Origin of the sequence: Saccharopolyspora rosea (assembly GCF_025643595.1) — a bacterium.
Classification (GTDB): Bacteria; Actinomycetota; Actinomycetes; order Mycobacteriales; family Pseudonocardiaceae; genus Saccharopolyspora; species Saccharopolyspora rosea.
The window spans coordinates 5,851,574-5,877,343 of sequence record NZ_CP102826.1 but is presented as its reverse complement, the minus strand read 5'-3'; the positions used below and the strand labels follow the sequence as shown (position 1 = coordinate 5,877,343).

Annotated in this window: 30 protein-coding genes and 1 pseudogene; 13 read left to right on the top strand and 18 right to left on the bottom strand. The window is 69.1% G+C overall.

Features of this window, described 5'->3' with window-relative positions; genetic code table 11:
• Positions 1 to 6: 6 nt before the first annotated feature.
• From NV263_RS27325 to NV263_RS27295, 7 genes are all read right to left on the bottom strand, one after another.
• Entirely contained in the window at positions 7 to 858 is an 852-nt protein-coding gene (locus NV263_RS27325) for a pilus assembly protein TadB (protein WP_263249579.1), read from the bottom strand.
• On the bottom strand, positions 855 to 1,499 hold the full coding sequence (locus NV263_RS27320; RefSeq protein WP_263249577.1) for a type II secretion system F family protein: 645 nt from the start codon (positions 1,497 to 1,499) through the stop codon (positions 855 to 857). Before NV263_RS27320 ends, NV263_RS27325 begins: the two co-directional genes overlap by 4 nt.
• Before the next feature lie 206 nt (positions 1,500 to 1,705).
• Positions 1,706 to 3,037: a CpaF family protein gene (locus NV263_RS27315; protein WP_263249575.1), complete on the bottom strand. Its 1,332-nt coding sequence runs from the start codon at positions 3,035 to 3,037 to the stop codon at positions 1,706 to 1,708.
• Complete coding sequence (locus NV263_RS27310; RefSeq protein ID WP_263249573.1) at positions 3,034 to 3,330, bottom strand: hypothetical protein; 297 nt, start codon at positions 3,328 to 3,330, stop codon at positions 3,034 to 3,036. Before NV263_RS27310 ends, NV263_RS27315 begins: the two co-directional genes overlap by 4 nt.
• An 81-nt stretch (positions 3,331 to 3,411) precedes the next feature.
• On the bottom strand, positions 3,412 to 3,744 hold the full coding sequence (locus NV263_RS27305) for a hypothetical protein (protein WP_263249572.1): 333 nt from the start codon (positions 3,742 to 3,744) through the stop codon (positions 3,412 to 3,414).
• Between the two features lie 119 nt (positions 3,745 to 3,863).
• Complete coding sequence (locus NV263_RS27300) at positions 3,864 to 4,424, bottom strand: SAF domain-containing protein (protein WP_263249571.1); 561 nt, start codon at positions 4,422 to 4,424, stop codon at positions 3,864 to 3,866.
• 183 nt (positions 4,425 to 4,607) lie between these two features.
• Positions 4,608 to 4,895 carry a hypothetical protein gene (locus NV263_RS27295; protein WP_263249569.1) on the bottom strand — a complete coding sequence of 96 codons (288 nt, stop codon included), beginning with the start codon at positions 4,893 to 4,895 and terminating at the stop codon, positions 4,608 to 4,610.
• 587 nt (positions 4,896 to 5,482) lie between these two features.
• Here NV263_RS27295 and NV263_RS27290 point away from each other — a divergent pair.
• The 4 genes from NV263_RS27290 (at position 5,483) to NV263_RS27275 (ending at position 8,082) form a co-directional block, all read left to right on the top strand.
• Entirely contained in the window at positions 5,483 to 5,809 is a 327-nt protein-coding gene (locus tag NV263_RS27290; protein ID WP_263249567.1) for an SAV_915 family protein, read from the top strand.
• Complete coding sequence (locus NV263_RS27285) at positions 5,806 to 6,093, top strand: hypothetical protein (RefSeq protein WP_263249566.1); 288 nt, start codon at positions 5,806 to 5,808, stop codon at positions 6,091 to 6,093. Before NV263_RS27290 ends, NV263_RS27285 begins: the two co-directional genes overlap by 4 nt.
• Positions 6,093 to 7,217, top strand: coding sequence for a WXG100 family type VII secretion target (locus NV263_RS27280; RefSeq protein ID WP_397545608.1), 1,125 nt, complete (start codon positions 6,093 to 6,095; stop codon positions 7,215 to 7,217). Before NV263_RS27285 ends, NV263_RS27280 begins: the two co-directional genes overlap by 1 nt.
• A 229-nt stretch (positions 7,218 to 7,446) precedes the next feature.
• Entirely contained in the window at positions 7,447 to 8,082 is a 636-nt protein-coding gene (locus NV263_RS27275; RefSeq protein ID WP_263249563.1) for a hypothetical protein, read from the top strand.
• 665 nt (positions 8,083 to 8,747) lie between these two features.
• On the opposite strand, the gene NV263_RS27270 is transcribed toward NV263_RS27275, so the two are convergent.
• Positions 8,748 to 9,797 (bottom strand): Lrp/AsnC family transcriptional regulator, encoded by a 1,050-nt coding sequence (locus tag NV263_RS27270; RefSeq protein WP_263249562.1) that lies wholly within the window; start codon positions 9,795 to 9,797, stop codon positions 8,748 to 8,750.
• A gap of 165 nt (positions 9,798 to 9,962) precedes the next feature.
• Here NV263_RS27270 and NV263_RS27265 point away from each other — a divergent pair, with 165 nt between their 5' ends.
• From NV263_RS27265 to NV263_RS27255, 3 genes are all read left to right on the top strand, one after another.
• Positions 9,963 to 10,679 carry an SDR family NAD(P)-dependent oxidoreductase gene (locus NV263_RS27265; RefSeq protein WP_263249561.1) on the top strand — a complete coding sequence of 239 codons (717 nt, stop codon included), beginning with the start codon at positions 9,963 to 9,965 and terminating at the stop codon, positions 10,677 to 10,679.
• A gap of 46 nt (positions 10,680 to 10,725) precedes the next feature.
• On the top strand, positions 10,726 to 11,700 hold the full coding sequence (locus NV263_RS27260) for an amidohydrolase family protein (RefSeq protein ID WP_263249560.1): 975 nt from the start codon (positions 10,726 to 10,728) through the stop codon (positions 11,698 to 11,700).
• A 266-nt stretch (positions 11,701 to 11,966) separates the two neighbouring features.
• Positions 11,967 to 12,578 carry a hypothetical protein gene (locus NV263_RS27255; RefSeq protein WP_263249558.1) on the top strand — a complete coding sequence of 204 codons (612 nt, stop codon included), beginning with the start codon at positions 11,967 to 11,969 and terminating at the stop codon, positions 12,576 to 12,578.
• 31 nt (positions 12,579 to 12,609) lie between these two features.
• Here NV263_RS27255 and NV263_RS27250 read toward each other — a convergent pair whose 3' ends face one another.
• Positions 12,610 to 13,002 (bottom strand): hypothetical protein, encoded by a 393-nt coding sequence (locus NV263_RS27250; RefSeq protein WP_263249557.1) that lies wholly within the window; start codon positions 13,000 to 13,002, stop codon positions 12,610 to 12,612.
• 305 nt (positions 13,003 to 13,307) lie between these two features.
• On the opposite strand from NV263_RS27250, the gene NV263_RS27245 reads away from it, so the two are divergent.
• Complete coding sequence (locus NV263_RS27245) at positions 13,308 to 13,550, top strand: hypothetical protein (protein WP_263249555.1); 243 nt, start codon at positions 13,308 to 13,310, stop codon at positions 13,548 to 13,550.
• A 106-nt stretch (positions 13,551 to 13,656) separates the two neighbouring features.
• On the opposite strand, the gene NV263_RS27240 is transcribed toward NV263_RS27245, so the two are convergent.
• From NV263_RS27240 to NV263_RS27230, 3 genes are read right to left on the bottom strand one after another with little or no spacing between them, the layout of a single operon-like run.
• On the bottom strand, positions 13,657 to 14,727 hold the full coding sequence (locus tag NV263_RS27240; RefSeq protein ID WP_263249554.1) for a radical SAM protein: 1,071 nt from the start codon (positions 14,725 to 14,727) through the stop codon (positions 13,657 to 13,659).
• A 23-nt stretch (positions 14,728 to 14,750) separates the two neighbouring features.
• Positions 14,751 to 15,359 (bottom strand): hypothetical protein, encoded by a 609-nt coding sequence (locus tag NV263_RS27235; protein ID WP_263249553.1) that lies wholly within the window; start codon positions 15,357 to 15,359, stop codon positions 14,751 to 14,753.
• Positions 15,360 to 15,384: 25 nt separating this feature from the next.
• Positions 15,385 to 17,061 carry an amidohydrolase family protein gene (locus NV263_RS27230; RefSeq protein ID WP_263249552.1) on the bottom strand — a complete coding sequence of 559 codons (1,677 nt, stop codon included), beginning with the start codon at positions 17,059 to 17,061 and terminating at the stop codon, positions 15,385 to 15,387.
• A 359-nt stretch (positions 17,062 to 17,420) separates the two neighbouring features.
• On the opposite strand from NV263_RS27230, the gene NV263_RS27225 reads away from it, so the two are divergent.
• Entirely contained in the window at positions 17,421 to 17,786 is a 366-nt protein-coding gene (locus NV263_RS27225) for a peptidase inhibitor family I36 protein (RefSeq protein ID WP_263249551.1), read from the top strand.
• A gap of 284 nt (positions 17,787 to 18,070) precedes the next feature.
• Here NV263_RS27225 and NV263_RS27220 read toward each other — a convergent pair whose 3' ends face one another.
• Complete coding sequence (locus NV263_RS27220; protein WP_263249550.1) at positions 18,071 to 18,877, bottom strand: SAM-dependent methyltransferase; 807 nt, start codon at positions 18,875 to 18,877, stop codon at positions 18,071 to 18,073.
• Positions 18,878 to 19,157: 280 nt separating this feature from the next.
• Here NV263_RS27220 and NV263_RS27215 point away from each other — a divergent pair, with 280 nt between their 5' ends.
• Positions 19,158 to 19,499, top strand: coding sequence for a GntR family transcriptional regulator (locus tag NV263_RS27215; protein ID WP_317630373.1), 342 nt, complete (start codon positions 19,158 to 19,160; stop codon positions 19,497 to 19,499).
• Positions 19,500 to 19,833: 334 nt separating this feature from the next.
• Here NV263_RS27215 and NV263_RS27210 read toward each other — a convergent pair whose 3' ends face one another.
• The 4 genes from NV263_RS27210 to NV263_RS27195 form a co-directional block, all read right to left on the bottom strand.
• Positions 19,834 to 20,190, bottom strand: coding sequence for a hypothetical protein (locus tag NV263_RS27210; protein WP_263249548.1), 357 nt, complete (start codon positions 20,188 to 20,190; stop codon positions 19,834 to 19,836).
• Between the two features lie 45 nt (positions 20,191 to 20,235).
• The gene (locus NV263_RS27205) at positions 20,236 to 20,472 is read right to left on the bottom strand and encodes a DUF397 domain-containing protein (protein ID WP_263249547.1); all 237 of its coding nucleotides are present in this window, start codon (positions 20,470 to 20,472) and stop codon (positions 20,236 to 20,238) included.
• A gap of 167 nt (positions 20,473 to 20,639) precedes the next feature.
• Positions 20,640 to 21,506 (bottom strand): helix-turn-helix domain-containing protein, encoded by an 867-nt coding sequence (locus tag NV263_RS27200; RefSeq protein WP_263249544.1) that lies wholly within the window; start codon positions 21,504 to 21,506, stop codon positions 20,640 to 20,642.
• Positions 21,507 to 21,684: 178 nt separating this feature from the next.
• Positions 21,685 to 22,164: a hypothetical protein gene (locus NV263_RS27195; RefSeq protein WP_263249543.1), complete on the bottom strand. Its 480-nt coding sequence runs from the start codon at positions 22,162 to 22,164 to the stop codon at positions 21,685 to 21,687.
• A gap of 150 nt (positions 22,165 to 22,314) precedes the next feature.
• On the opposite strand from NV263_RS27195, the gene NV263_RS27190 reads away from it, so the two are divergent.
• Together NV263_RS27190 and NV263_RS27185 are read left to right on the top strand one after the other, a co-directional pair.
• Positions 22,315 to 22,992 carry a response regulator transcription factor gene (locus NV263_RS27190; RefSeq protein WP_263249542.1) on the top strand — a complete coding sequence of 226 codons (678 nt, stop codon included), beginning with the start codon at positions 22,315 to 22,317 and terminating at the stop codon, positions 22,990 to 22,992.
• A complete protein-coding gene (locus NV263_RS27185; protein WP_263249541.1) occupies positions 22,989 to 24,332 on the top strand; it encodes a sensor histidine kinase in 1,344 nt (447 codons plus the stop codon). Before NV263_RS27190 ends, NV263_RS27185 begins: the two co-directional genes overlap by 4 nt.
• A gap of 211 nt (positions 24,333 to 24,543) precedes the next feature.
• Here the strand turns inward: NV263_RS27185 and NV263_RS27180 are convergent.
• Positions 24,544 to 24,714: pseudogene (locus NV263_RS27180) on the bottom strand (DUF397 domain-containing protein); the annotation flags it as partial.
• 108 nt (positions 24,715 to 24,822) lie between these two features.
• On the opposite strand from NV263_RS27180, the gene NV263_RS27175 reads away from it, so the two are divergent.
• A complete protein-coding gene (locus NV263_RS27175) occupies positions 24,823 to 25,437 on the top strand; it encodes an alpha/beta hydrolase (RefSeq protein WP_317630441.1) in 615 nt (204 codons plus the stop codon).
• Positions 25,438 to 25,770 lie beyond the last annotated feature (333 nt).

Sequence of the window (25,770 nt, the reverse complement as noted above, 5' to 3'; positions counted from 1 at the left end):
TGGCGACTAGTTGTGCGGCGGTGGGGTAGAGAACGAGGCCGAGGACAGTGACCATGAGCAGGGAGACCGGCACGGTGAGCCGTTCGCTGCGGGCGTTGGCCTCGGCGGTGTCGGCGGCCAGCGCGGCATGTCGCAGCGCGGTCGCTTTGGTGTGCAGGCTGGTACGATGGCAGCCCCTCCCGCGGCGGTGTCGGCGAGATCGGCCACGTCCACCAGGTCGGGCAGGTGAATGCGGCTACCGAGTGCGCGTAGTGCCTCCCACGGGGTGTTGCCGTGCCGGTGGGCTGAGGTCACGGTGGCGCGGATGCGACGGAACAGCGGGTGCTCGCTGGCCTCGGCTGCCTCCCGCAACGCAGGGGTGGCGGCGCGGCCGGCACTGCGTTCCTGGGCGACGAGGTCGAGGTAGACCGCCAGCACCCGCCGGTAGGCGTCCCGGCGAGCTGCCGCAGTCTGGCGCACCGCGACGTACGGCCACATCCAGCCGATAGCGGCTCCGCCCAGTGCACCGACCACCGTCAGGGCGGTGGGAAGCAGATCGGAGTTCGCGGCGAGGAGGCTGAGCACCGCCCCCGCGGCGAGCCCGGCGAGCGCGAGGTGTAGGCGCCGTGCCAGGTAGTGCTGCGCATTCTTCTCCAGCAGATCCAGGTCCGCCGTCGGGACTCCCATCCACGGATGCCGCCAAGTCTGGGCACACTCGGCCAGTGCGGCGATGAGACCCGACGGCGTCGACGGGGGTGAAGCCGTGGCTTGGTGCAGCGCGGCGTGCAGATCCAATCGAGGTGCTGGTGCTGCGGCGACGAGCATGGTGGCCAGGCCGGCGCCGACGACGAGTCCGAGCACGAGGGCGAGCGAGATCATCGGGCTTGCACCTCCTTCCGCTGTGTGCCGATCAGGACGCGCTCGGCGGTGGGCGAAGCGGTCAGTCGGTGCATCCAGGCCACCGCCCCCGCGCCGATTGCGGTGAGTACGGCCAGCACGATCTGCCCGGTCAGGGTGGAGAACGGGGTCAGGTAGTGCCCGGCGAAGAGGAACAGCCCGGCGAGCATCACGGCGACGATCGCGATCAAGCAGCGCACCGTGGTGCGTGGCTTGGCGCGGTCGGCTTCGACCTGCCGCCGGGTGCGCACTTGCTCGGATTGGGCCTCGGCCTGGGCGTGCAGCAGGTCTGCGAGGCCGCGTCCACCGGCTCGCAGTCTCAGCAGCAGGGCGAGCACGACAGCGTCGGCGGCGGGATCGGCGAGTTCGTCGGCGAAGGCCCGAAGTGCGGGCTCGGTCCCGTCGCTGCGGATTCGATGTGCCAAGCGCTGGACCGCCCCGGCGATGGGCGCGGGGGCGGTGTCGGCGGAACGGGTGATCGCCTGCGAAAGCCCGCCAGCACCGGAAGCCAGCAGATCCCCGACCCGCCGTGTCCAGCTCGCCACCGCTTCGCCGCGCGTGATCGCAACCCGCGAGGCAGTCGGGGCGAGCACGCGGGGCAGCCCGAGCACGGCGGCGGCCACGGCGGGCCCGGCCACCGGCCATCTGGTCACCCACCACGCCCCGGCGCCGAGCAGCACTGCGGCTGCGGTCTGCTGCCACCCGCGTCGCGACCACGTCCACCACCGTGTGCGTCCGAGCCGCAGTACCGGGAGATGTCCATAGAGGACAATGAGCACGGCGGTGGCCAGTGCGAGCCCGCACGCTGCTCCGGCGAGTTCGTCGACATTCACCGGGAACCGCCTCCCCATGCCGTGGGAAGGTCGAACACCCGCGCATCGTGCCCGGCTGCGGTGAGCCGCTCCAACAGCCCAGGGCTTGGCGGCCCGACCGGAATCGACTCGGGCGTTCCCGGTGCAGTGGCGAAAAGCGGAGTGAAGTCGGGTGTCTCGGCATCGCCGACGGGCCCGACCTCGACCACCTCGGCCACTGAGCGGGTGCGCCCGGCGGGGTGGTCATGGCGCGCGACATGCACGATCAGATCCAGGGCCGAGGCGGTCCAGCGGTGTGCCGCGGGGATCGGCAGGGGCGGGTCGGCGAGCTGACCGAGGGCGGCGATGCGTTCCGGTACGGAGCGTGCACTGGTGGCGTGCAGGGTGCCCATACCTCCGGTTGCGCCGTTGCCGAGTGCGCGCAGCAGTGCCGTGATCTCCCCGGCACGCACCTCGCCGACCACGACCCTCGACGGGGAATGCCGAAGCGCCTGCTTGAGCAGGTCGTCCAGGGTGATCTCACCGACGCCTTCGGCCCCGGCGGCGCGGGCTTCCCAGGCGGTGACCAGCGGGTGGCGCTGTTGATCCAGATGCAGACCGAGCTCGTAGTCGTCCTCGACGGTGACCACATGTTCCGTGGCGGGGATCTGCTGGCACAGCGCCCGCAACAGGGTCGTCTTGCCCGCGTACGGGCCGCCGGTCACCAACAGGTTGAGCCCTGCGGCCACGGCTGCGGCGAGGAAGTCCCGCATGGACGCATCGAGGGTGCCCCCCGCGTGGAGGTCGTCCAAGGTCGCGTGGGCGAGGCGGTGGCGACGGATCGCGACCCTCGGCCGTTCGCAGACTTCCCGCACCGCTGCGACCCGCGCGTCGAGCGGTCCTCCAGCAGCGATGCGGAGGTTCGCGATCGGCCGGGCCGGGGAGAACTCCCGCGCGGTGCGACCGCAACGGGCGAACAGCTCACCGAGCAGCTCCAACAGCGCCTCGTCGGAGTCGGCCACCGGGTACGGCCACCGAGCCGTCGTGCCATCCGCGCACTCCACCAGAACGTGGTCGCAACCGTGGATGTGGATGTTCTCGACCCCATCCCGGTCCAGCAGCGGTGCCAGCCCGCCGAGCCCGGCCAAGGCCCCGCGCACGGCCTGGCCGAGCCGGTGCTCCGCGCTCAGCGAGGAGTCCGGCGAGCCGGCGGCTGTCCAGCGGGTGAGCTCGTCTTTCAACACGGTGTCCACGTCCGACTCGCCCGCGTCCAACCGCGCCGCCACAGCCGCCCAGAGCTGCTTGACGGTCTCGGGGTCGGGGATCGGGTCACCGTCATCGAAGACCGGCAACAGGCGGCGGGTGCTCATTCGACGCCCACCTCCCGCATCTCCACATCCGGCTCGTAGTCGAACCCGACCGGCCGGCGCGCCTGTCGATGCAGCCCCCGAGCAATTCGGCGGACCGCCTTCCACAGCGGGCGACGCTCCAGATGCACTGGCCCGTGGATGCCGTCGGCGAACACCTGCGATGACGGCAAATCCATCGGCACCGTGATCGCGACCGGGAGATCCAGCGCAGCGGCCGTGTCGGCCGCTGACTGGGAATCGCCTGCGAGGACGGCGAGTTGGACGCGGTCGCCATAGCGGGCGCGCAGCGACATCGCGAGGTCGGTGCTGCCCGAGCACGACCGCAACCGGGGCCGCGCGGCCAGCAAGATCCGGTCGGCCTCGGCAAGCAGTGGTCACGAGGTCTGCGGATCGCGCCGACCGGCGTCGATGAGCACGTCCGGGCCCGAGATAGTGAGGTCGCGCAGCGCGCTTCCCAAGGGATGCCAACCATCCGAGCCGATCGCGAGCGACTGCTCTCGATGCAGCACACCGGACAGGACGCGGACGTGGCGGGCATGCGGGACATCCTGGGAGTGCCCGGCCAGCGCTTCGGCCGGCACCGAGGTCATCCCACGGGTGGCAGCGGCGACCGTGGCCACCCCGGTCTCGGTGGTGATCCGGCCATCGACCCACCACCGCGACAACCACCCCGGCACCAGGGATCCACGTGCCGGGTCGGCGTCCACCGCGAGAACGGGGCCGGGCCAGGCGGTCGCCAACGCCGCCACCGTCGTCGACACACCCCGCGCCCCGAGCGCGGAAATCATGGCTGTGATCACGAGAGGGTCTTTTCATCGTAGGAGCGTCAGTGCTGGGCAGGGCCGAGGAGGCTGACCTGGGCGCCTTGGATGGCAGCGGCGACAGCGGTCGCAGCGGTGGAATCAGCGATAAGCAAATCAGCGGTGATCGCCCCGTCCGCATCCGGCGGCGAGACCCGCACCACCCGCGCGAAGAACTCCGCACCTGGTGACGAGCTCTCTTCCCCAGGAGATCCCGTGCCGAAAGATCTCGGGGCGGGGCGGACCGCGACAGAATCGTCGGCGATCAACCCGCGCGCGGGGAACCGGCCGATTTCGAGCCGAACGCCGATCACGCGCTGCCCGGGGCCGGGGACGGCCTGGCGGGTGGTGTCTCGGCGGCCGAGGAGCTGCCCGGCGTGGAGGTTCTCGGCAGCGGTACGACCGATGACCTGAGCACGCTCGGACTCCGACACCGCGTAGCGGCCGACCGCGGCGGGCAGTGAGACGGGCTGCACGTCCTCAGCCGAGATCCGCTGCCCCCACGAAACGTCCCGGGCCAGCACCAGCACTGGTGCCCGATCCGCCAGCGCGTTGATCAACGCGGCATTCCCGACGGTCCCGGCCACGACGAGCACTCCCGCAGCGATCCACACCCCGGTGCGCCGCTTCCGCGGCACCCGCGGCGAGGTAGGGGTGTCCGTCTCGGCGCGGTGGCTCGTTACGTGTGACGTGTCTGTTGTGGACATACCTCTCCCGGTGCAGAAAGGAAGGAATCAACGAAAAATACAGGAGAAACGTGTTCTACGGCTTTAGCCAGTGGTCACCGATTGCGCCTCGGCGACAGCGAGTTCGGTGGTGGCCCGGGAGGTCATCGGCGGCAGCGTGCCAGCAACCGGGGCGGTGCCGTCGAATCCGCGCCAGGACACCGTCCAGGTGATCGCCCACGTCGCGCGTGCCTGTTCACCAGGGCGTCCGGCCGTGGAGTGCGTGAGCACGACGTCGCAGTCGGGGGACGCGGCGTGCAACCCGAACGCGCGCGAGTACGGCGTGCCCGGCCCAGGGCACCCCGCCCCCGGCCGGGCCTCGGCCACATCCAATGCGCCAGCTACAGGTTCCGTGCTGAGGGAGGGCGGTAGCGAGATGGCGGCCGCACTCAAAGACGCGCGCCGCGCGGCTGGCATGACGAAGATAGACAGGAGGTGATGCTATCTAGCGTGACCCCATCCTAGGCGGGCGGCACACCGAATGATCCTCTCCAGCCGCCCGCCTTCCCATTTTCGATAGGCGCCCCCTTTCCGGAAGAGTTCGATGTCTCACCCCGACCAGCCGAGCGAGGTCACGGGTCCGCCGGTTCCGGTGCCCGTTGACGTCGATCCGGTAGCTACTGGAGTCGGCAGTCGTGTGGATGGTGAGGACGACGCGGATGAAGACGGTGACTGAGTAGTTCTCCGCTACCTAGCTCCGAGGCCGGTGCTGTAGAGATGATCTACGGCACCGGCCTCGTGTGTTTTCTTCGACTCGACTGTCCGGGTGATCTTGGAGGTGGGGCTGACTCACACGTGGCCTCCTTGCCAGCCGCGGTCGGATACGGTGCGGGGCCGGATGAGAGAGCAGGAAGGGTGTTGGTGTGCGCCGGGATGGCAGCCAAGCGTGGGGCGAGGAGTGGGATTCTGAGGCCCCTGCCGTGCTCGGCTCGGAGTTCTCCGGGTTCGAATCCGAGGAGGTCGCCGCGACCGTCTATGTGCCCAGCGAGCGCGTCGGCCCGGATGATCAGGAAGCCCGCATCGAGCTGCGTCGCGACGGTCACGATCGCCTGGTGATGCTGGCCTACAACTCCCTGGAAGAGCTGGTGGCCTGCTGCGGCGAGGCACAACCGTGGATCGCGATTCCTCGCGACAGGGTCTCGCACGTGCAGTCCGACGTCGGCGCCGCACAAGTGCTGTGGGGGATTGAGCTACCCGAGGAGTTCCGGCACACGCACGAGACCGAGGGGGAAGGTCGCAACTCATGACCGGCATCAATGTCAACCCGGACGCGCTGCGCCGGGTGGCCGACGACATGCGCACCTCGACCGCCAAACTCGATGCGGCGGCGAAGAACCCGGTCAGTGAGGTCAACGCCGGGAAGTCCTCGCCCGAGGTGCAGGCCGCGATCGCGACGCTGCTGCGCGCCTCGGCGGGGCTGTTGGACGGCACGCTGCGCACGGCTGATGAGGTCGCGGCCGGCCGCACGGATTACCTCAAGACCGACGACGGGGCTGCCGAGAACATGCCCCACGGTCGTGGGGGGAACTGATGGGGCACTCGATCAACACGGTCGTCGAGGCCGATCCCGGGTCGTGCCGGGAAGCCGCGCGCTGGTTGGCCGCGGTCTGTGCGGGCATGCACGACCTCGGTACGGGACTGCACCGGGCGAAGTCCGAGTCGGAGTCGATGTGGGAAGGCGATGCCGGTGACGCGTTCCGGGACCTGGTGTCCGACAACGCCGGAGACGCCGACCAGGTTGCCGAGTTCCTGAATCGCGCCAAGATCGCGCTGGAGAACTTCGCCAACTCGATCGCCACCGTCACCACCCGGATCGACCAGGCCCGCATGGTCGCGCGCCAAGGCGGCTTGGTCGTCACCGAAACAACGATCGAGGAACCGCCGAAACCCGACATCCCCCTTTACAACCCGGGACCCGGGGCTCGGCGTGAAAACCGGGAACGCTCCCCGGAAGACAAGCGCATCCTGGCCGACTACGGGGCCAAGTGCGACGTCTGGAACGAAGTCAAGGTCACCGTCGACGACGCACGCGCCGACGAAAACGCCGCGCACGAGACGCTGATCGCCGCGATCAGCATGAACAAGGACCTCGGCAGCTATCTCGTGCCGAAAGGCTGGGCATGGGCACCGATGCTGACCGGCGCGTACAGCGGACCGCACACGACCGCCAAAGCACTCGCCGATGTCGCCTCCACCGCGCAAGCACGCGCCGAGGGCGCCCTCGCCGTCCTCGATGACCCCACCCTGACCCCGGCGGACCGGCAGAAGGTCTTGTCGAACCAGATCATGTGGGCGGGCAAGGTGCGCACGGCCGAAACCGCCGCGCAGTCGGCCAAGAACCTCGACGCGAAGATCCCCGGCTCGGCGATCGGCAAGCAACTGGCCGGGAAGTCCATCAGGGGCGTGGGTATCGTCGGCGGCATCGTCACCGTCTACAACGTCAAGAAGGAGATCGACTCCGGCGTCCCCAAGGAAAAGGCGGTCACCAAGGGAGTGGCCACCAGCGCCACCGGCGCCGCGGTCGGCATTTTCATGACCGCCGCCGCCTCGGCGGGCTACATCAGCGGTGTCGTCGCCAGCGGCGGAACCCTGCTGCTGGGCACCGTGGCCGCCGCGGGCGTCGGCTACTACATCGACCACCACTACTACCACTAGCGGATACGGTCGCTGCGCGATGACGACGAACCTTCCCCCCAAGCCGGACCCGGCGACCGGAGAACCACGCCCACCGGCAGCACCCGCGGTACTGGGCCTGTCGGCCGCGCAATCGGGACAACCCGGCGCCGGCGATACCGCCCCACACGGACGTGGACCGACGCTGGAAGCGCAGGGAAACCCCTGGTGGCTGGCCCCCGCGACGGGATGCGTGCTCACCGTCGTCACCATGATCATCTTTTCGATCTCGGACGGCGGTGGCGCGTGGGCCTCCGACCCCTTCGCGTGGTGCCTGCTCGCAGCCGTCTTCCTGATCACCCTCTTCCGCGAGTGGGGAGTCCGGCTCACCGCCGGGGCCGACTGGCTGCGCGTCAACCGACGCTGGGTCGACACCTACCAGCTCACCCACATCACGCTGCGCGGCGTGTGGTTCGGCTGGACGCTCCGACTCCGCGACACCGACGGACGCCACCTGCGCACCTCCCTCAGCGACCTGGAAGCCAACCCCCAACTCTGGGCCCTGGTCTACAACGGCGTGACGCACTCGGTGCACCACGGCGCCGAGATCAACAACCTCGCCGCCGGAATGCTCCGGCTACGGCCCGAACTCGAAGGACGCGCACGGCAGACCATCCGCCCCAAGATCCCAGACCGCGCCGCCTGGACACTCCTCCTGGTCATCGCCGCGGTCTTCGGCGCGATGTACCTGTTCCGACCGGACCTGCTGGGACCCGCCCTCATGATCTTCACCGGGATCGTGCTCGTCGCGGTGGCCATACTCGGTGCCGTTCTCTACGTCGCACGCAGGCGGGAGCACGCCATCGATGCCGAAGCGCCGAGCCGTACCAGCCCTGAAGATCGGTGAAGCGGTCCGGAAACCAGAGGTGCTCGAAGCATTGGGACACCAGGTTCCGCAGTCGCACGTGCCGGGGCCCCGCCGATGCGCGGAGCGCCATCGCTTCGACCCCGCGCTGCGGCCGCGGCAGGGTGGCGGTGCGCACAGGGAGAAGGTGCGGGGATGCCTGCGGCAGCACGGACGCCAGCGTAGCCGTCGAGATACTTGTCTCCGACAGACATCAGCCGTACAGCGAGATGGAATTCTTCCATGGTTATAGCGTGACCAATATCATAACTTCACTAAGTTGGGAGCCGCATGATGGGAGCAATGTGGGAGCCGACGCGTGCGCCAAACGGCAGCGAACGGCATGCGACGGCTTCTGGCAACACCGCGCTGACCAGCCGATTCTCTGTTTGTGCAGGTCATGGCGATGTGGACAGCTACCTTGACACGGTAGAGGTCGCTGGTTCAATCCCAGCATCGCGCACCACTGTTCTGGTAGTTCAGAGCCCCTGTCGACGAGCTTCGTCGGCAGGGGATTTTCGCTTTGCGGGAGCATTGCGGGCTTCGGTGAACCCGGCCGGCAGTGCCCACCAGCCCGGCGACAGCGACGCGCGAATCGGGTATTCACCGACCAGATCCGCGGCCGTGGAACGGCGGCAGGAGTGCGGGCCCGCCGGGCCCGCCTTCGGTCACGCTCGTCGAGTACGTGGTGGCTCGACGAGGCGGTCGCCGGACAGCAGCGTGCCCGCCTGCTTGACGTGCCGCAGTACCGGTGAGACCTCCATGCTCTGCAGTCCGGTCAAGGACCCGAGGCGATCCGAGGTGAATTCGAAGAGTTCGTCGAGGTCTCGGCAGTGTGCGACGGCGTGGATGTTGTGGGGCCCGGAGACGGCCGCGGCGAAGGCGATCTCGGGTTCCTGCGCAAGCGTGCGTCCGGCGTTCTTCACCGCCGCCGGATGCACGCGCAGCCACAGGTTCGCCCGAGCGTGATAGCCCAAAGCGGCTGCGGCGATCTCGACGTCGATGTGGACGACGCGGCGCCGGAGCAAAGCGCGAAGGCGGCGTGACACGCGCCCTGGAGTGGAGTCCGCCGCAGCGGCGAGGTCCACGAGACTGGCGCGACCGTCCGTGGCGAGAGCGTTCAGGATCTTCTCGTCCCCAGCTGTCAGGCGCACGGGATCGCGAGTGACGACCGGGGACTCGGTGAAAGGGGAACCGTCGCTGCCGAGCATGGCTTCCTGCTCCGGGGACAGCGCGCCCTGCAGGGCGGCCCAGTAGTGGCCGCGGCCTCCCATGAATTGGCGCAGCATGGCGAAGGCGTTGACGTCGAGCACCGCCGCTGTGCGCGGAAGTCGTCGCCCGAGCAGGTCTTCGCGCTGTTCTTGAGTCCGTGACTGGGTCGCGCAGGTGATTTCGCAGCCGGCTGCGCTCAGGGCTACCCAGTTGACGTCCTCGCGCTTGGCGAGTGCGTCGGCGATCGCTTCGACGCTGCCGGGGCGGCAGCGGAGTCGCACCAGCCACCTGCTCTGCGCCAGCGCCCCCGGGTTGACCACACCGGCGATGCGGATGACGCCATCAGCGCGCAGCCGCCGGTACCGGCGGTTGACAGTGCTTTCGGTGAGGCCGAGCGCGGCTGCTATCGAGGCGAAAGAAGCCCGCGGATCGATCTGCAGCGCACGAATGATTCGCACATCGTCGGGCTGGACGGCGACGGACTCGGACATCGGTGCGCCTGCCATGGAGGGAATCCTACAGCTGGGCCTTGTCGAGTCGCCCCGACGACAGCGCAGCGGACAGACTTGCGACGCGCAGAAGAAAAGCCGCAGCAGCATCACCGACCGACGCCAGTCCCGGTGACGGACGCACGATGTGAGCTGACCGCACAAGAACGGAGATGACGCCGGATGTCATCGACTGCCGCAGAGCAGAACACGCCTACCGCTCTCATCATCGGGGCCTCGCGCGGCCTCGGTCACGCGATGGCGGCCGAATTCCTCGACAGGGGTTGGAGCGTCATCGGCACGGTCCGTGACACCACTGCCCGGACGCCCCTGCACGATCTCGCGGATCGAGCCGGCGGGCGCGTCACCGTCGAGCATCTCGACATCAACGAGCCCGACCACCTGGCGCCGCTGCACGAGCGGCTCGCGCAACGCCGGCTCGACCTGCTCTTCGTCAACGCGGGCACCACGAACAACGAGCAGACGCCGATCGGCGCGGTTCCGACAGCCGATTTCGTCGAAGTGATGATCACCAACGCGCTCAGCCCCATGCGCGTCATCGAAGCGCTCGAAGATCTCGTATCCCCCACCGGACTCATCGGAGCGATGTCGTCCGGGCAAGGCAGCATCACGAACAACACGACCGCAGGCCGCGAGGTCTACCGGGGGAGCAAAGCGGCCTTGAACATGTTCATGCGCAGCTTCGCGGCCCGGCAGGCGGAGACGCAGCGCGCCTTCGTCCTCTTGGCGCCAGGCTGGATTCGCACCGCGCTCGGGGGGCCGGACGCACCGTTCACCGTTGAGGAGAGCGTCCCGCTGTTGGTGGACGTCCTGCTGTCCAAGTTGGGCACTCCCGGTCTGGCGTACCTGGACCGCTCGGGGCAGACCGTGCCCTGGTGAGTGCCCGTCTGTGGCCGACACCCGAGCAATGGCAAGGGCGAGGACGATGCCTCTCATCGCTGTCGAAGAACACTGGATCATGCCGGACCTGACGTCCGCCCTGCGCGCTGTGCCGCACCGCGACGAAAGCCTTGTCTTCAACGAGATGGGCGACCATCTGGAACGTTTGGAGGACCTGGGGGCGGGCCGCATCGCGGCGATGGACGCCCAGGGCATCGACATGTCGATACTCGCCCTGACGCCGCCGGGAGCTCAGCCGCTGCCGCCCGAGAATGCCTTGGCGCTGAGCCGCGCCGCGAACGACCTGGCCGCAGCGTCCGTCGCCCGGCATCCGGACCGATTTCGTTCGTTGTCCACGCTGCCCATGTCGTCGCCAACGGACGTCGCGGGCGAGCTTGAACGAGCTGCGGGCATGGGGCACGTGGGCACCATGGTCTACGGCCGATCGGGCGACCTCTTCCTCGATGACCCCGTCTACGATGACTTTTTCGCTGCCGCAGCGGAACTCGGCCAACCGGTGTTCATCCATCCTCAACTGCCATCGCCTGCCGTTCGTGACGCGTCATACCGCGGCTTCGATCCCATGACCGATCTCGCCCTCGCCACGTTCGGATGGGGGTGGCACCTGGACGCCGCGACAGCGGCACTGCGGCTGGTACTCCGAGGCACCTTCGACCGGCATCCGGACCTCCAGGTCGTGCTCGGCCACTGGGGGGAGATGCTGTTGTTCTGGTTGGACCGGGCCGACATCCTTTCTCGTATCGCGGGCTTGCAACGATCCGTGTCCGACTACATGCGGTCGAACTTCTTCATCGCCACCTCCGGCATGCTCAACCCGGCGCTCCTGCACCACGCCCTGGCGGCAACCTCCGTCGACCGGTTGATCTTCTCGACTGATTACCCCTTCCAGCAGCCGACCCGGGAGGAAATCAGTTCCTTCCTGGCTCAGTTCTCTTCCGATGTGGAACGTCAGAAGTTCTCGTCAGCCAACGCGGCATCCTTGTACGGCCTCGACATCTGATACGAGGTCGCGTTGGCTCAGCATCCTGCTGACCTCCCCACGACCGAGTGCTCCTGCCGCAGTTCGCGCGCCGGTAGCCGGGGGATTTCCCGGGTGTTGGTCGCGGTCGTCGCGTTTCGCGGTCGGGAGGGCCTACGACGTCCGAGGTGCGATGAGGTTGCGCGGTGGAGACCGATCGCACTTCTGGCGTTCGTGGAGCATCCACCGTCGGCGCCGCGCGTCCACCGCAGCGGACACCCGCCAGCGAGACGATGGGATTGGCGCGCATGCAACCCGACTTCCTCCTCACCCTGCCCTTCCGCATCGGGAGCACCGTGGTCGCCGGTGCGGTCACCTACCTGCTGACCTGCCGGGACTTCGGGAGGCGGGGAACGGCGCTGGCCACCGCGGGTTGTGTCGTCCTGGTGGGCGCGAGTTCCGCGTTCTCACCGCTCTTCCCCTTCTTCGTCTTCCTCGTCGCCGCGGCCGTTCACCTGGCGATGCGCGGCCTGCTCCCGGTCGGCCCGGCGTTGGCGGTGTCGGCGGTCGTCCTCGTCGGCGGGCTGGTGGGCTGCCTGGCGTCCAGCGCCTTCCTGGCGTTCTCCTTCCCGGTCGGGAGCACCGTGTTCGCCGGTGTGCTCACCTACCGGGCCACCCGCAAGGACTTCGGCGGTCGGGTGTCGGCGTTGGCCACCGCGGGTTGCGTCGTCTTGATGGGCGCGGGTTCCTGGCTCGCCCCCTTCTTCGCGTTCTTCCCCTTCCTCGTCGCCGCGGCGGCGTACCTGGTGGTGCGGCACCTGTACCGGGTCGGTCCGGCGCTGGTCGCCTCGGCGGTCATCCTCGTCGGTGGGCTCGCGGGCTCGGTGCTGATGATGGTCGCCGCGCTGAACGGCATGTGAACCGCCGGAGCCGGCGCCCCGGCGCCCGCGGTCACCACATCACGTAGCCACCGACGACGGTGGCGAGGACGAAGGCGAGGGCGAAAACGCCCCACGCCGCGCCCGCCCAGGCAAGGCCGGTTCTGCCGCGGTGGATGGAGATCCCGCCGCCGACGGAGCCGAGGACCAGGCCGGCGAGCAGACCGCCGGGCAGCAGGGCGAGGAACGTCCAGTAGGTCGGGAAGCCGATTTCGCCGTTGGGGCAGTGCAGCGACTCCGGGGTGAACGAGCAGGCATCGCCGAAACCCATGGCGGCGCCGAGCATCCAGAGGCCCACCAGGAAGCCGCCCGCGACCAGCAGCAGCAACAGCAGCGCCACGGTCGCGGCGATGCGGCCTCGCCTCCTGGGCTTCGGCATCGCGTCCTGGTCCTGCGGGCCCGTCATGGCACTCCCCCGGTCGGCGACGTCGTCGGCTCGCGGCCGACCGGCCGAGCCTAGTTCCCGGGGAAGGGGCGCCCGCATCCGTGGAAATACTCAGTGATCCCCCCTCGGCCGCGGTCCGCGTGACCTGGGGCTGGTGCGCGCGATTCCACCGCCGCACGCGCCGGGACAGCCGATTCCCGCGTGCGCGTGGGGGATTCCCCGGCCCACCCCGGTGGACCGATGGCGTGCGAGCTCGGTGGGCTACGTTCGCCGGAGACGGCGATTTGTCGTCTATCCCGTGATTTCGATCGAAGAGGAACGGCTACATGCGGATTCGGAAGACCGTCACGACCTTGGCGCTGTGCGTCGCCGGCATGTCCGTGCTGGGTGCGGGCACCGCGCTCGCCGTCGACGCTCATCCGGTGGAGAAGGGTCAGTTCCCCAGCCTGGAGGCATGCAAGGCGGAGGGGCACAAGTTGGAGGCCGAGGACCCCAACGTCGTCGGCTCGGGCTGCGAGGACTGGGAGCACGACGGGTCGTGGCTGCTGACCGTCATGGTCAAGAACTGACGGCGCCAACCGTCAACCGGTGCGGCGATTCCCCCGGCTCCCGCCGGGGGAATCGCCATCGTCCGAGTGCCCTGGACCCCGGGGCCCAGGGCGTCCGCCGGTCCGCTCAGTTCTCCGCGGTCGAGAACGCCGGCAGCGTCCGGTTGCGGACCGCCTGGCTCGCGATCCCCGCGAGGTAGAGGTCGGTGACGCGGTCCTCCTCGCTGCGGTAGTGCTCGCGGAGCACCCGCCTGGCGGTCTCGTCGCGGTGCAGGTGCAGGCACGTCTGGCAGGGGTGCACCGAGTCGGTGGGCAGTTCGTAGTCCGGGACGTGCCGCTTGACGAACTCCAGGACCCGTTCCGGTCCCTCGACGTGGATCCAGATCTTGAGGAAGTCGTCCGGCGTCCGCTCCACGACCTCGGTGAGCGGCCGGTCCGCCACCGAGCCGAGGTGCAGCTCGGGGATGAGTTCCTGGGTGAGCCCGCAGCACGCCACGAGGTCCTGGTCCGGCGTCACCGTCAGCACGTTGAGCACGGTGTCGCAGCCGGTCTTGTTCTCCTCCCGGAACCGGGAGGCCCGGTCGTCGTGGCTGATCTCCTGTTCGCCCCAGTCGTTGGTCATCCACACGTTGCGCTGCACCCGCAGGCGACCGGACCGGATGTGCCCGGCCAGCTCCTCGTGCTCGGTGATCGCGTCGATGTCGAAGTCCGATTCGGCGTAGACCTCGGCGTTGACCAGCGTCCCGAGCCCGAGTTCCGCGGCCACCGCCGCCGCGTGCACAATGCGTTCCGCGGGCACGTACCGGGCGTGGAACGAACCCGTCGAGAGGTTGAGCTCCCCGAGCCCGGCCTCGCGCAGTTCGCCGAGGCGCTTGCGGGCGGCCTTCCTGGTGCGGGCCCAGTAGCCGTTCGTCACGCAGCGGGTGGCCAGGCCCCGCTCGGTCGCGTGGCGGACCAGTTCGACCAGGTCGCGGCCGAACAGGAAGCACTCGCCGCCGGTGAACACGACGACCTTCATGCTCGGCATGGTGGCGGCCTCGTCGATGAGCCCGCGCATCCGTTCCACCGGGATCGACCTGCTCATCGGGATGTCGGGTGTGCAGCCGAAGCAGCAGTGGTCGCAGGCGGCGGTGCAGCGGTGCGTCGTGATCAGCGACAGGGTGTGCGGGCGGATGAACATCGGGATCCCTTCGCGCATTGCTCCACAGTGGACGTTCGACGTCAGGCCACGAACGCGGCGGCGAACACCACCGCCTCGGCCGCGACCACGACGGTCGCCGCCGCTGCCACGTTGGTCAGCACGACCCCGGCCGCCGAGACGATGACGGTGCCGTCCTGGATGTCCTGGTTGTTCTTCAACTTCGGGTCCTGCAACTTCTTGCGGCGGAACTGCGCCTGCCCCTCGTCCAGGGTCAACGGGCGCCGGAACGACCCGTACATCTGCAGCAGCGCCTTCGCGTTGGGGTAGTTGGTGTCGATGTAGTTGTTGAAGTTCTTCACCTGCGTTTCGAGGTTCTTGTACGCCTCCTGCGACTCGCTGTTGCCGCCTTCGGCGATGACGGTGGCCAGGCTCGCGAGCTTGTCGAGGGAGTCCTGGAGGTACTGCGCGTACAGCAGGAACCCCGGGTTCTCCTCGGTCCCCTTCTCCTCGATCATCTTGAGCAGTTCCCTGACCGACTCGGGGACCTGCGTGTTCTGCGTGTCTTTCAGCTTGTCCCGGTTCTCCTTGGCGTCCAGGGTGTACATGAACGACTCGAACTTCTCGATCGTCTCCACGCCGAGCTTCAAGTCGAGTTTGTCCTTGGTGGGCGGGTTCCAGGGCTGGGTCATCGTTCCTCCTCGGAATCGGTCGTCGTCACGCCGCGGGATCGGCGAGTCGGTGAGCGGCGTTCGAGTACTTCTCCTCGAACACGTGCAGCCGGTGCTCCTGGGTCCACTGGAGACTGGCCTTGACGTTGGCGTCCAGGTACTCCCCGCACGTCCCGCCCGGGTGCTCCTGGCTCGGATCGGCCCCCTCGCACGGCTGCACGAACTCGAAGCCGTCGCGGTTGCGCCACAGGCTTCCGCCGGGCATGAACCCGTACTCCAGGGAGTCCCGGGTGAGCTTCTTCAGCGCGTAGTAGTCCAGGGCGAAGTGCGTGACGCCCCGCTGGTAGTCCTCCGTCATGTCGCTGCGCGACACCCCGGCGTCGTCGGTGGCCAGCGCGACCGGCACGTTCGCGTCCCGGTACGCCGTCAGCGGGTGCGTGTCGGGCTCCTCGCCGGGGGCGCACGCCTTGAGGATCTGGCAGTTGCTGGTCAGCGGGGCTTCGAGCGCGGTGTGCTGGTCCCGCATCACGTGGGTCAGGGCGCGCCACTCGTCCTCGTGCCGCAGGTCCACGCCGTGCCCGATCCGTTCGGCACCGGCGGTGTTGACGGCGTCGTTGATGTGGAACGTCAGGTCGTGGTAGCTGACCCCCTCCAGGCCGCTGACCAGCTCTCCGGCGTGCAGCGTCACGTGCTTGCCGGGGAACTTCCCCTTGAGGAACCGGATCATCTGCATCTGCAGGTGGTAGTCCCGCAGCGAGATCTTGCCGTCCTCGGGCTGCACGAGGTTGACCCCGACCGACCGGTCCCACCCCTGCGTGCCCTGGAGCAGGAACCCGAGCAGCAGCTGGGCGAAGACGACCGCCTGCGGCTGGTTGCGGCCGACCTGGTGGTCGAAGCGGATGTCCACCCCGCAGGCCGGATCGGCGTTCTGGCGGTCCGCGCACTGCAACTCGTTGCGCGCGTCGGTGTAGACCTGCGCGAGGTCGTTCGCCGCGTGGTTCGCGATGGCGGCCATCGCCCCGTTCTCGGTGAGCTTGTCGAGCAGCGTGCCGAAATCGTTGGGGGTGACCGGCTTCTGCGTGCCCCAGACCTTGTTCACCAGCTTCTTGGTGTCGGTGGACCGGGCTCCGAGCAGGGTTTCCAGGTAGACCTGGTTCTGCCGGTCGGTGATCCTGGCGACCTCGGCGAGGCTGTCGCCGTCGTGCCGGTCGGCGGCCGCGCCGAACTTGCCGAACGTGGCGAAGAAGTGGTCGTGGCCCGCCTGCAGGTCCGGGTTCGTGAAGCCCTCCATGGACCACGCGCCGAGCACCCGGTTGCGGAAGTTCACGTCCCCGTTCATGTCCGTCGCCGGCCGCTCGGGCGACTTGCAGGGCTGCGGGCGGCGGGACTGGAGCGTCAGGTCGTTGATGCAGATGTTGTCCCTGATCGCGTAGTCGATCAGCTTCTCGGTGGGGACCGCACCGCGGAGGTGGTTGTGGAGGTCACCTCCCTTGGGCAGGTCCAGCAGGAACGCGCGCAGCTGGTCGGGATCGCCCTTGACGCTGGTCAGGTACTCGTCGACCTGGCACTCCTTGTCGTCCGGATCGCACCCGACGGCCCACGCGGGCCAGGCCGCCGACGGCAGGACCAGCGCCGCGGTCGCCAGTCTCCGGCTGAGCTTTCGTCGATATCGCGAATTGTCCTTCGGTTCGTGCGGGGTTTCGTATGGCCACGATTCGGGCACAATTGCTCCTCGCTGGATTCGACGGTGTCGAGTGTGGGATCCGGAAAGCGTATCCGCACGGCGCGTTGTTGTGTGCCACCCGAAACGGGGTCATTCGGCCGGAAACCCCGTTCTATCGCCGTTTTTGCGAACAGGCTGCGCAGCATTCAGGAATTCGGGAACGCGGTCACGTCTGCCGATTTGGGAGGGCTCGTGCGCTGGGATGATGCTATGTGTCCTGTGTGGAATTGGAATAATCAGGGGCAGTTGCGGCCATCCGTATGACGGACGCTCCGCGTCATTGATCTCGCCAGGAGCGCTGCGGAAGCATGGCGCGCGGACTCGTTGGAGTCCGCTTTTCCTGACAAGGAGGGATTTTCATGTTCACTCGTTCCAAGGCAATTCGCGCCGCGCTGGGAACCGCGTTCCTCGTCTCGGCCGGACTCGGCGCGACGCTCCCGGCACACGCCGCCGGGGGGCCGACCGCGAGGGCGGACTCGGATTGCGAGCCCGGCTACTTCTGTTGGTGGAACGAGCCCAACAGCGGTGGGGACAAGCTCGACGAACCCGCCTACCCGGGCAACAGCGGGCCGCTCCAGTTCGAGACGACCGTCTCCTACGACAACAGGAGCAAGAACGTCGAGGTCGTGATCGACTGCGAGAACGACCACTTCACCGTGCCACCGCTGAAGAAGATCGAAGACCGACCATGCGTGAACGGCTACTTCCTCATGCAGAAGGCATGAGGTCGGTGAGTGCCTGTCTTTGAACCCGCGCCCGGAAGAGGTGTGGCAAGCGGCGTGAGCCGCTTTCTCTTTCGGTGAGCGGTCTCGCCACTGGCACCGCCGCGGGTTCTCAGCGGTCGTCTCGCGAGGACAGCCCCGACGCCGTGTATTGGGCATACATCAGGAGGGGCTTCCGCAGTCGAGACGGCCGCTGAGGTTCCGCTCCCGGCACCGCCACGCACAAAGAGTTCAAAGTCAGGCTCTTGAGGTTCCGCCACCGGCCACCGCCGCCCCAGAAGACGAGCTCAGAGCTTGCGGGCGAGTCCGGCCAGCGTGGTGGTGTCCTCGGACGGCAGGTCGCCGCGCCACTGCCCGCAGCGGACGACGCCCGGGGCGAGCAGTTCGAGACCGTCGAAGTAACCGGCGATCTCCTCGGGGCTGCGGTGGTTGTACGGGATCGCGCCGGTCTCGGCGTAGCGCCGGGCCGCGTCGACGGCGGCCGGATCGGTGTCGTCGACGTCGAACAGGGCGAGGTGCGACCCGCTCGGCAGCGGAGCCAGCAGAGTGTCCACGATGGACTTCGCGCGGTCGTATTCGGGGATCAGGCCGAGGATGCCGAACAGGATCAGCCCGACCGGCCGGGAGAAGTCCAGCAGATCCCCGGCCATGTCCACGATGGACTCGGGTTCGCGGATGTCGGCGTGCAGGTACCAGGTGGCGCCTTCGGGGGTGCTGGCCAGCAGCGCGCGGGCGTGCGCGAGCACCAGGGGATCGTTGTCGACGTAGACGATCCGGCACTCCGGCGCGGCCTGCTGGGCGATCTCGTGGGTGTTCTCGGCGGTCGGCAGCCCGGTGCCGACGTCGAGGAACTGGCGCACGCCCGCCTCGGTGACCAGGTGCCGCACCATCCTGCCCAGGCAGCCCCGGCTGGCCTGCGCCGCGGCCCGCATGCCGGGGAACGCGCCCAGGAACTCGTCGCCGGCCTGCCGGTCGACGGCGTAGCAGTCCTTGCCGCCGAGCCAGTAGTTCCACACCCGGGCCGCGTGCGGCACCGACATGTCCAGTTCCGCTGGGCTGGACACCCGCACCTGCGGGTCCTGGGGCTCGGACATGCGGACCTCTCCTTCGCGAGCCGGGGTCTGCGCTCTCCGGGCGGATCGTAACGATTCGGCCGCCCGCGGCACCGCGATTCAGGCCAACCGAGGGGGCGAACGCGCGTTGACAGCGCGCACCGGTGTCGATACTTGGGCGCGGCGGTGACGCTCTGGTGCTGGGGTTGTCCGACGGCGACGAGTTCCTGTTCTCGGTCGGCTCGGTGCAGCGCGCTCGCGCCGCGGCCGGGCTGGTCAACACCATGCTCGACCGGACGCGGGGCGCGTCGTGCTGATCACGGTGGACACTTCGTCCCCGGTGCTGCTCGGCGACCAGGTCGCGGCGTCGGTGCGAGCGGGCATCGCCAAGGGACTGGTCGGCCCCGGCGACTCGCTGCCACCGGCCCGGGAGGTCGCCAAGGCGCTCGGGATCAACGTGCACACGGTGCTGCGCGGGTACCAGCAACTCCGCGACGAAGGGGTCGTGGAGCTGCGCCGCGGGCGCGGCGCGACGATCACCGGCGACGCCCGGTCGGGTCTGGTCCGCGTGCGAGCGCAGGCGCGCGAACTCGTCGACGCCGCACGGCATCTCGGTCTGACCGACGAGGAAACCCTCGAACTGGTGCGCAAGGCCCAGCGGTGAGGGCACCACTCCGCCGACCGGGAGTCCTGCCCGCACCGGACTCGCGACCGCGTCAGGCCGCTCCGGTCAGCAGTGCTCGGCGCCCCAGTCGCATGCGGTGCAAGGGTTTTCCCCGTCCGTGTTCGGCCGGTCCCGAGGTGGCGGACGGTGCTCCACCGAATTCCGGAAAGCGGCGCCAGTTCCCGGAGGTTCGCGACGTGCCGGACGGGGGACGGCACGTCGCGAACCCCTCGACCAGCCGCACCGGAACGAGCGGACGGCGCCGCACCGGGCGGGGGCTCCCGGCGCTCCCCCCGGCGCTGTCCACCGTGGCTGGTCGTGCTCCGCCGCGCCCTCAGGCCGTGACGGCGAGCCAGGACGACCGGCCGGCGTTCGTCGGCAGCCAGCACCCGCTGCCGTGCACACCGACCTCGGGGGCGGGATCGCGCAACGCCAGCAGTTCCTGGATGACGTCGCGCGCCGGGCCCGTGGTCCGCCACAGCACCCGGGACGGGCACAGCACGTCCACCTCGTCCCCGGGCACCCGGGCAGCGTCGGCGTCGTTCTCGCCGAACAGCTGGATGATGTCGAAAACGCCGTGATGCACGCGGATTCCGACTACGGCGACCAGCGCGCCGGCGGCGTCGCGCGGATGCGCGAACTGGAAGTCGCGGGCCACCAGGGTCTGCAGACCGGTCGTGATGTCGTTCATGGCGCCACCGTTTCTCTTCGGCTCCGCGCCGGGCCGGCGCCGAGCTCAGGCGATCAGATCGTCGAACTCGCCGTCCTTGGCTCCGTGCAGGAACGCGGCCATCTCGGCCCGGCTGTAGACCAACGCCGGGCCGTCGGGGTAGCGCGAGTTGCGGACGGCGATCCCGCCATTGACCAGTGGTGCCACCTCAACGCAGTTGCCGACCGACCCGCTGTGGCGGCTCTTGCGCCACACGACGTTCGGCATCTGCTGCGCGGGCATTCCGTTGTGGATCTCCGTCATCAGAATCCCCACCCTCCCCGACTCTCGTTGCACGGCCGTCTGCACGTGCAGATGACCGTGCAACGAAATGTAACAGCCGTCGCTGCACGAGTGAATGCACGTGCATCACGATTGAGATCTTGATCACTCGATGTTCGTAGCGGAGTGACCCCGGAGGTGTCCCGTCGTTACAGGGACTTCAGCGCTGCCGCCAGCGTGCGGCGGGTCTGCTCGGGAGTGTGCGCGTCCACGGCCAACCGGTGGCTGGCCTTGCTGTAGACCTCGACCTCGTCCGGCTTGTCCAGATACAACGCACCGCAGAGGTGTTCCAGGTAGACGATGTCGGGGATCTCCGGCTCGGCGAACCGCAGGATGGTGAACGCGCCCTCGGCCGCCGACCGGCCCAGGTTGAACGGCAGCACCTGCAGCGACACCGTGGGGAACCGCGTCATCTCCAGCAAGTGCTCGATCTGCTCGCGCAGCACCTTGGAACCGCCGATCGGCCGGTGCAGCACCGACTCGTCGATCACCGCCCACAGCCGCGGTGCCCGGGGCTGGGAGAAGATGCGCTGGCGCTGGATCCGCAGCCGCACCCGGCGGTCGATCTCGTCGGAGGACGACTCCGGGCGGCCCTGCGAGGCGACCGCGCGGGCGTAGTTCTCGGTCTGCAGCAGACCGGGTACGAACTGCAGCTCGTAGGTCTGGATCCGGGAAGCCGACTCCTCCAGGCCGACGAAGTCGGAGAACCAGGTGGGCATCAGATCGCTGTAGCGGTGCCACCAGCCCGGTTCGTTGGAGCGCCGCACCAGTTCCAGCAGCGACTCCCGTTCGGACTCCTCGGTCACCCCGTACAGCGTGAGCAGGTCGGCGACGTCGCGTTCCTTGAACCCGACGCGGCCGAGCTCCATCCGGCTGATCTTGGACCCGGAGCCGCGGATCGAATAACCGGCGTCCTCGCGGGAGATCCCGTTCGCTTCGCGCAACCTGCGCAGCTGGCTGCCGAGCACCAGCCGACGAGCGGTGGGGCCGCTGCCCGCGGCACCATCCGTGGTCACGTCGAGACCTCCCGGTGAGTGATCGTGCGATCGGTGAGTCGTTCCCGGCCGCCGGATCGTTACCGGGGGGATCTTAGTCGAACGGCGTGGTCAGTCGACCCCGTCGCGGCAAGTTACCTGTGCGTATCCCGTTTCGGGGCATTCGCCGAGCGCACGCCCGCCCACTGTGGACCGCCGGTCAGTGCTCGAACCGCTCGACGGTCGTCGGGTGCTCGTACCAGCTCGCGATCACCGTCGAACCGTGCTCGCCGCGGGTGAACTCGACGCGCAGCCAACCCTCGTTCTGCCAGGTCTGCACCGTGTAGCCCTGGTTCGGCGTGGCCGAGACCAGTTCCGCGCCGTCCGGGCTCACCGCGAGCACCACCTGTCCGCCCAGGACGTCGTAGCCGCGCACGTCGTCGGTGGGCTCGGGAGGCGGCGCCGCCTGCTGCGGGACCGGCGGCGTCGACACCGGATCCGGCGGGGGAGGCGGGGCCGGTGGTGGTTGCGGGGGCGGATCGGCCGGGGCGGAGACCGGGCGCAGCACCGGGATCGCGTCCGGCTGGTCGATCACCGCGCCGCGCATCACGTCGCGCACCCCCAGCCACGTCACGGTCACCGCGGCCGTCGTCGCGGCCAGCCAGGCGCCGACGTAGGTGAGGGTTCGTTTGACGCGCACGGGAGCGACATCCTGGCCCGGCTGCGGGGTCCGGCGCAACCACCCCGGATCGTCGCGACCGAACGCTCGCTCGCCGTTCGCGGCCTGCCCCGGGGGCGTCCGCCGACCAGAAGACGAGAAACTCTCGGGCTTTTGGGTAGCGTCCTCGCCATGGCTGTGGTTCTTGTTGTCGAGGACGACCCGGTGGTGCGGGCCGCGATGATCCGCGACCTGACCGCCCGCGACCGGGTGGTGCGCAGCGTCGGCACCGCGCTCGCTTCGCTGCGCGAGGTCGCCGAACACCCGCCGGACGTCATCATCCTCGACCTCGGCCTGCCCGACCTCGACGGTGGGGAGACGCTCAAGATGATCCGCGGCGTTTCCGACGCCCCCACCATCGTCGCGACCGCCCGCGACGACGAGCGGGAGATCGTGCGGCTGCTGCGCGCGGGCGCGGACGACTACATCGTCAAGCCGTTCTCCGGCGAGCACCTCAACGCGCGCATCGACGCGGTGCTGCGCCGCGCCCGCGGCGCGCAGCCCGCGCAGCTGGTGGAGGTCGGCGGGCTGCACATCGACCTGGACAGCCGGGTGGCCCGGTTGGACGGCGCCGAACTCGAACTGACCCGCCGCGAGTTCGACCTGCTCGCCTACCTCGCCGCCCGGCCGGGACGGGTGGTGCCGCGCCGCGAACTGCTCGCCAAGGTGTGGCGGCAGTCCTATGGGGACGACCAGACCATCGACGTGCACCTGTCCTGGCTGCGCCGCAAGCTCGGCGAAAGCGCGGCGCAGCCCCGGTTCCTGCACACGGTGCGCGGTGTCGGCGTGAAGCTGGTGTGCCCGGAATGAGGAGCTCGCTCGCGCTGGTCTTCCTCGCCGTGACCTCGATGGTCGCGCTGGCGTTCCTCATCCCGCTCGGCCTGGTGGTCCGGGAGATGGCGCGCGATCAGGCGATCACCGACGCGGAACGCCAGGCGGTGGCGCTGGCGCCCGTGCTGTCCACCACGACCGACCGCGGCCTGGTCGGCAAGGCCGTCGCGAGCACCCCGGCCGGGCAGGACGGACGCCTCGCGGTGTACCTGCCGGGCGGTGGGGTGGTCGGCGCTCCCCGCGTCGACGCGCACGCCGTGCGGCTGGCGATCTCCGAGGTGCGCGCCTCGACGGTGCCGGTCCGCGGTGGCACGGCTTTCGTGCAGCCGATCGCGCTGGACGGCGGGCGCACCGCGCTCGCCGAGGTCTTCGTGCCCGAGGAACTCCAGTCGCGCGGCGTGCTGCGGGCCTGGTTGGTGCTCGCCGCGGTCGGGTTGTTCCTGGTCGCGGGTTCGGTGTTGATCGCCGACCGGCTGGCGGCGCGGGTGGTGCGCGCGTCCCGGCGGCTCGCCGACGCCTCGTCCGCGCTCGGTGCCGGGGACCTCACGGTGCGCGTGCACCCGAGCGGACCGCCCGAACTGGAGGAAGCGGGGCGGGCGTTCAACACCATGGCCGACCGGGTGCGCCAACTGTTGACCGCCGAGCGCGAGATGGCCGCCGATCTCTCGCACCGGCTGCGCACCCCGCTGACCGCGTTGCGGCTCAACGCCGAGGCGCTCGGTGACGACCCGGCCGCCGAGCAGACCCGGGAGGCCGTCGAGCGGTTGGAGAGCGAGGTGGACGCGGTCATCACCAGCGCCCGCCGCGCGGATCCCGGCGAGGAGTCCGAGTGCGACGCGGCCGAGCTGCTCCGGGAACGCCTGGAGTTCTGGTCCGCGCTGGCCGAGGACCAGCAGCGCCCGTGGCGGTTGCGCGGCGCGACCGGGTCGGTGCAGGTCCCGGTGCCGCGCGCGGAACTGGCCGCGGCGGTCGATTCGGTCGTCGGCAACGTGTTCCGGCACACCCCGGAGGGCACCGAGTTCGTCGTGTCGTTGCAGCGGAGCGAGGGCGTGGTCAGCGTGGTCGTCGAGGACGCCGGTCCCGGTGTCGCCGAGCTCGCCGAGGCGGTGCAGCGGGGCCGCAGCAGCGCCGGCTCCACCGGCCTCGGCCTGGACATCGCGCGCCGCGTCGCCGAATCCACCGGCGGCCGCATCGGTCTCGACCGCTCCAGCCTCGGCGGTGCCCGGGTCTGCATGTGGCTCTGGCAACGCCCGGCCGCTCCGAAGCGCTCCCGTCGCCGCCACCGCCGCCGGACCCGCAAACCCGCCGGAGTGGGCTGAGCACGGTCGGTCGCCGCACCGGTCCTGCCGCGAGCGCCGGACCACACCGGACCGGGCCCGCCGGTTCGGCGTCGTTACCCTCGGTGCCGTGCTGACTGTGTCGACCGTGAACGTTGGCAAGACACACAGCCGAGGAGACGGCGATAACCGCAGGTAGAGCGATCAAGCAACGGGCCCCGTCGGGATCGACGGGGCCCGTTGGTGTCGTGCCTCAGAGGTCGAACTTGCCGCGCTTGATGTCGGTGAGGAAGTTGGCGAAGTTCTCCTTGCCGAAGACCAGCGCGGTCTCGTGCGGGTTCTTCGAGTCGCGCACCGCGGCCACGTGGGCCAGGTTCTGCGCGACCTCGACGCACTGGCCGCTGCCAGCGCTGCGTGACGACTTCCGCCACGCGGCGCCATCGAGCTCGTACCTCGTGCGTTCTCCCTTGCAGGGGGTCTCTCACAGGGACTTCGTAGACGGCGTCCATCTCCTTCTGGCCTCCGCTAAGCAATCGATTCTGAACAAGCTGAACGAGATACGGAAGGAACAGCGCCAGATCATAGATTCGAAGGACCCGCTGGACACCCAGTTGGCGGCGTCAAAGGCGATCTGGGTAACAACCAGGCCGTCCTCGACCGTGCGCAGCAGATCGCGCCAGACCAGAAGGTCGCGACGATCGTCTCGGAGGGCTACGAGTCGCCGAACAGTCTCGTGCCCGGTGCGGCGGAGGAACACTATGCGCGGGGAGCTGAGAAAGACCTCGCCGACTTCCAGCAGGGACTCCGCGTCACCCATGACGGCCCGCCGTCACACAACACAGTCTTGGGGCACAGCTACGGTTCCACGGTGGTCGGCTATGCCTCACGCGATCACGGCTTGCACGCAGACGACATCGCCTTCCTCGGCTCCCCTGGCGTGGGGGTCGAACACGCTGGGGACTTGGGGGTACCCGCGGATCACGTGTGGGCTGGAACGTCCCGTGACGACGCGATCCACCTCGCCGCGAGCCCGGATCCGACCACATGGGGCGGCTCGCCGGACCAACACTGGTACGGCATGAACCCAGCAGACCCGGCGTTCGGTGGCAACCAGATCCCCAGCAACCCGCGCCGACATGAAACCTGAATTGTCAGCGCGGGTTCATTCATGCGCGGTGAAGTCGTGGATGGACAGCAAAATAGGGCCCGGTTATGCAGCTGGGTCAGCAGCATAACCGGGCTCTTCAGTCGGGTGCGTGGTTCAGTTATTTCGGCGGTGGAGGAACGCATTCATTGCCGATGAGCTTTGGCTGCACCCCAGGTGTCGGGACTCCCGTCGGAGGGACGCTGTAATCCTGGAAGTGGAGCCGACGGATGCCGTTGTTCGGACACACCACGGCCCCGGATACGAAAGGAGTGGCAATTGCCGCCACCGGTCCTGAGATGGTGCATGCCGCTCCGCTCGTCGTAAGGCAGATGG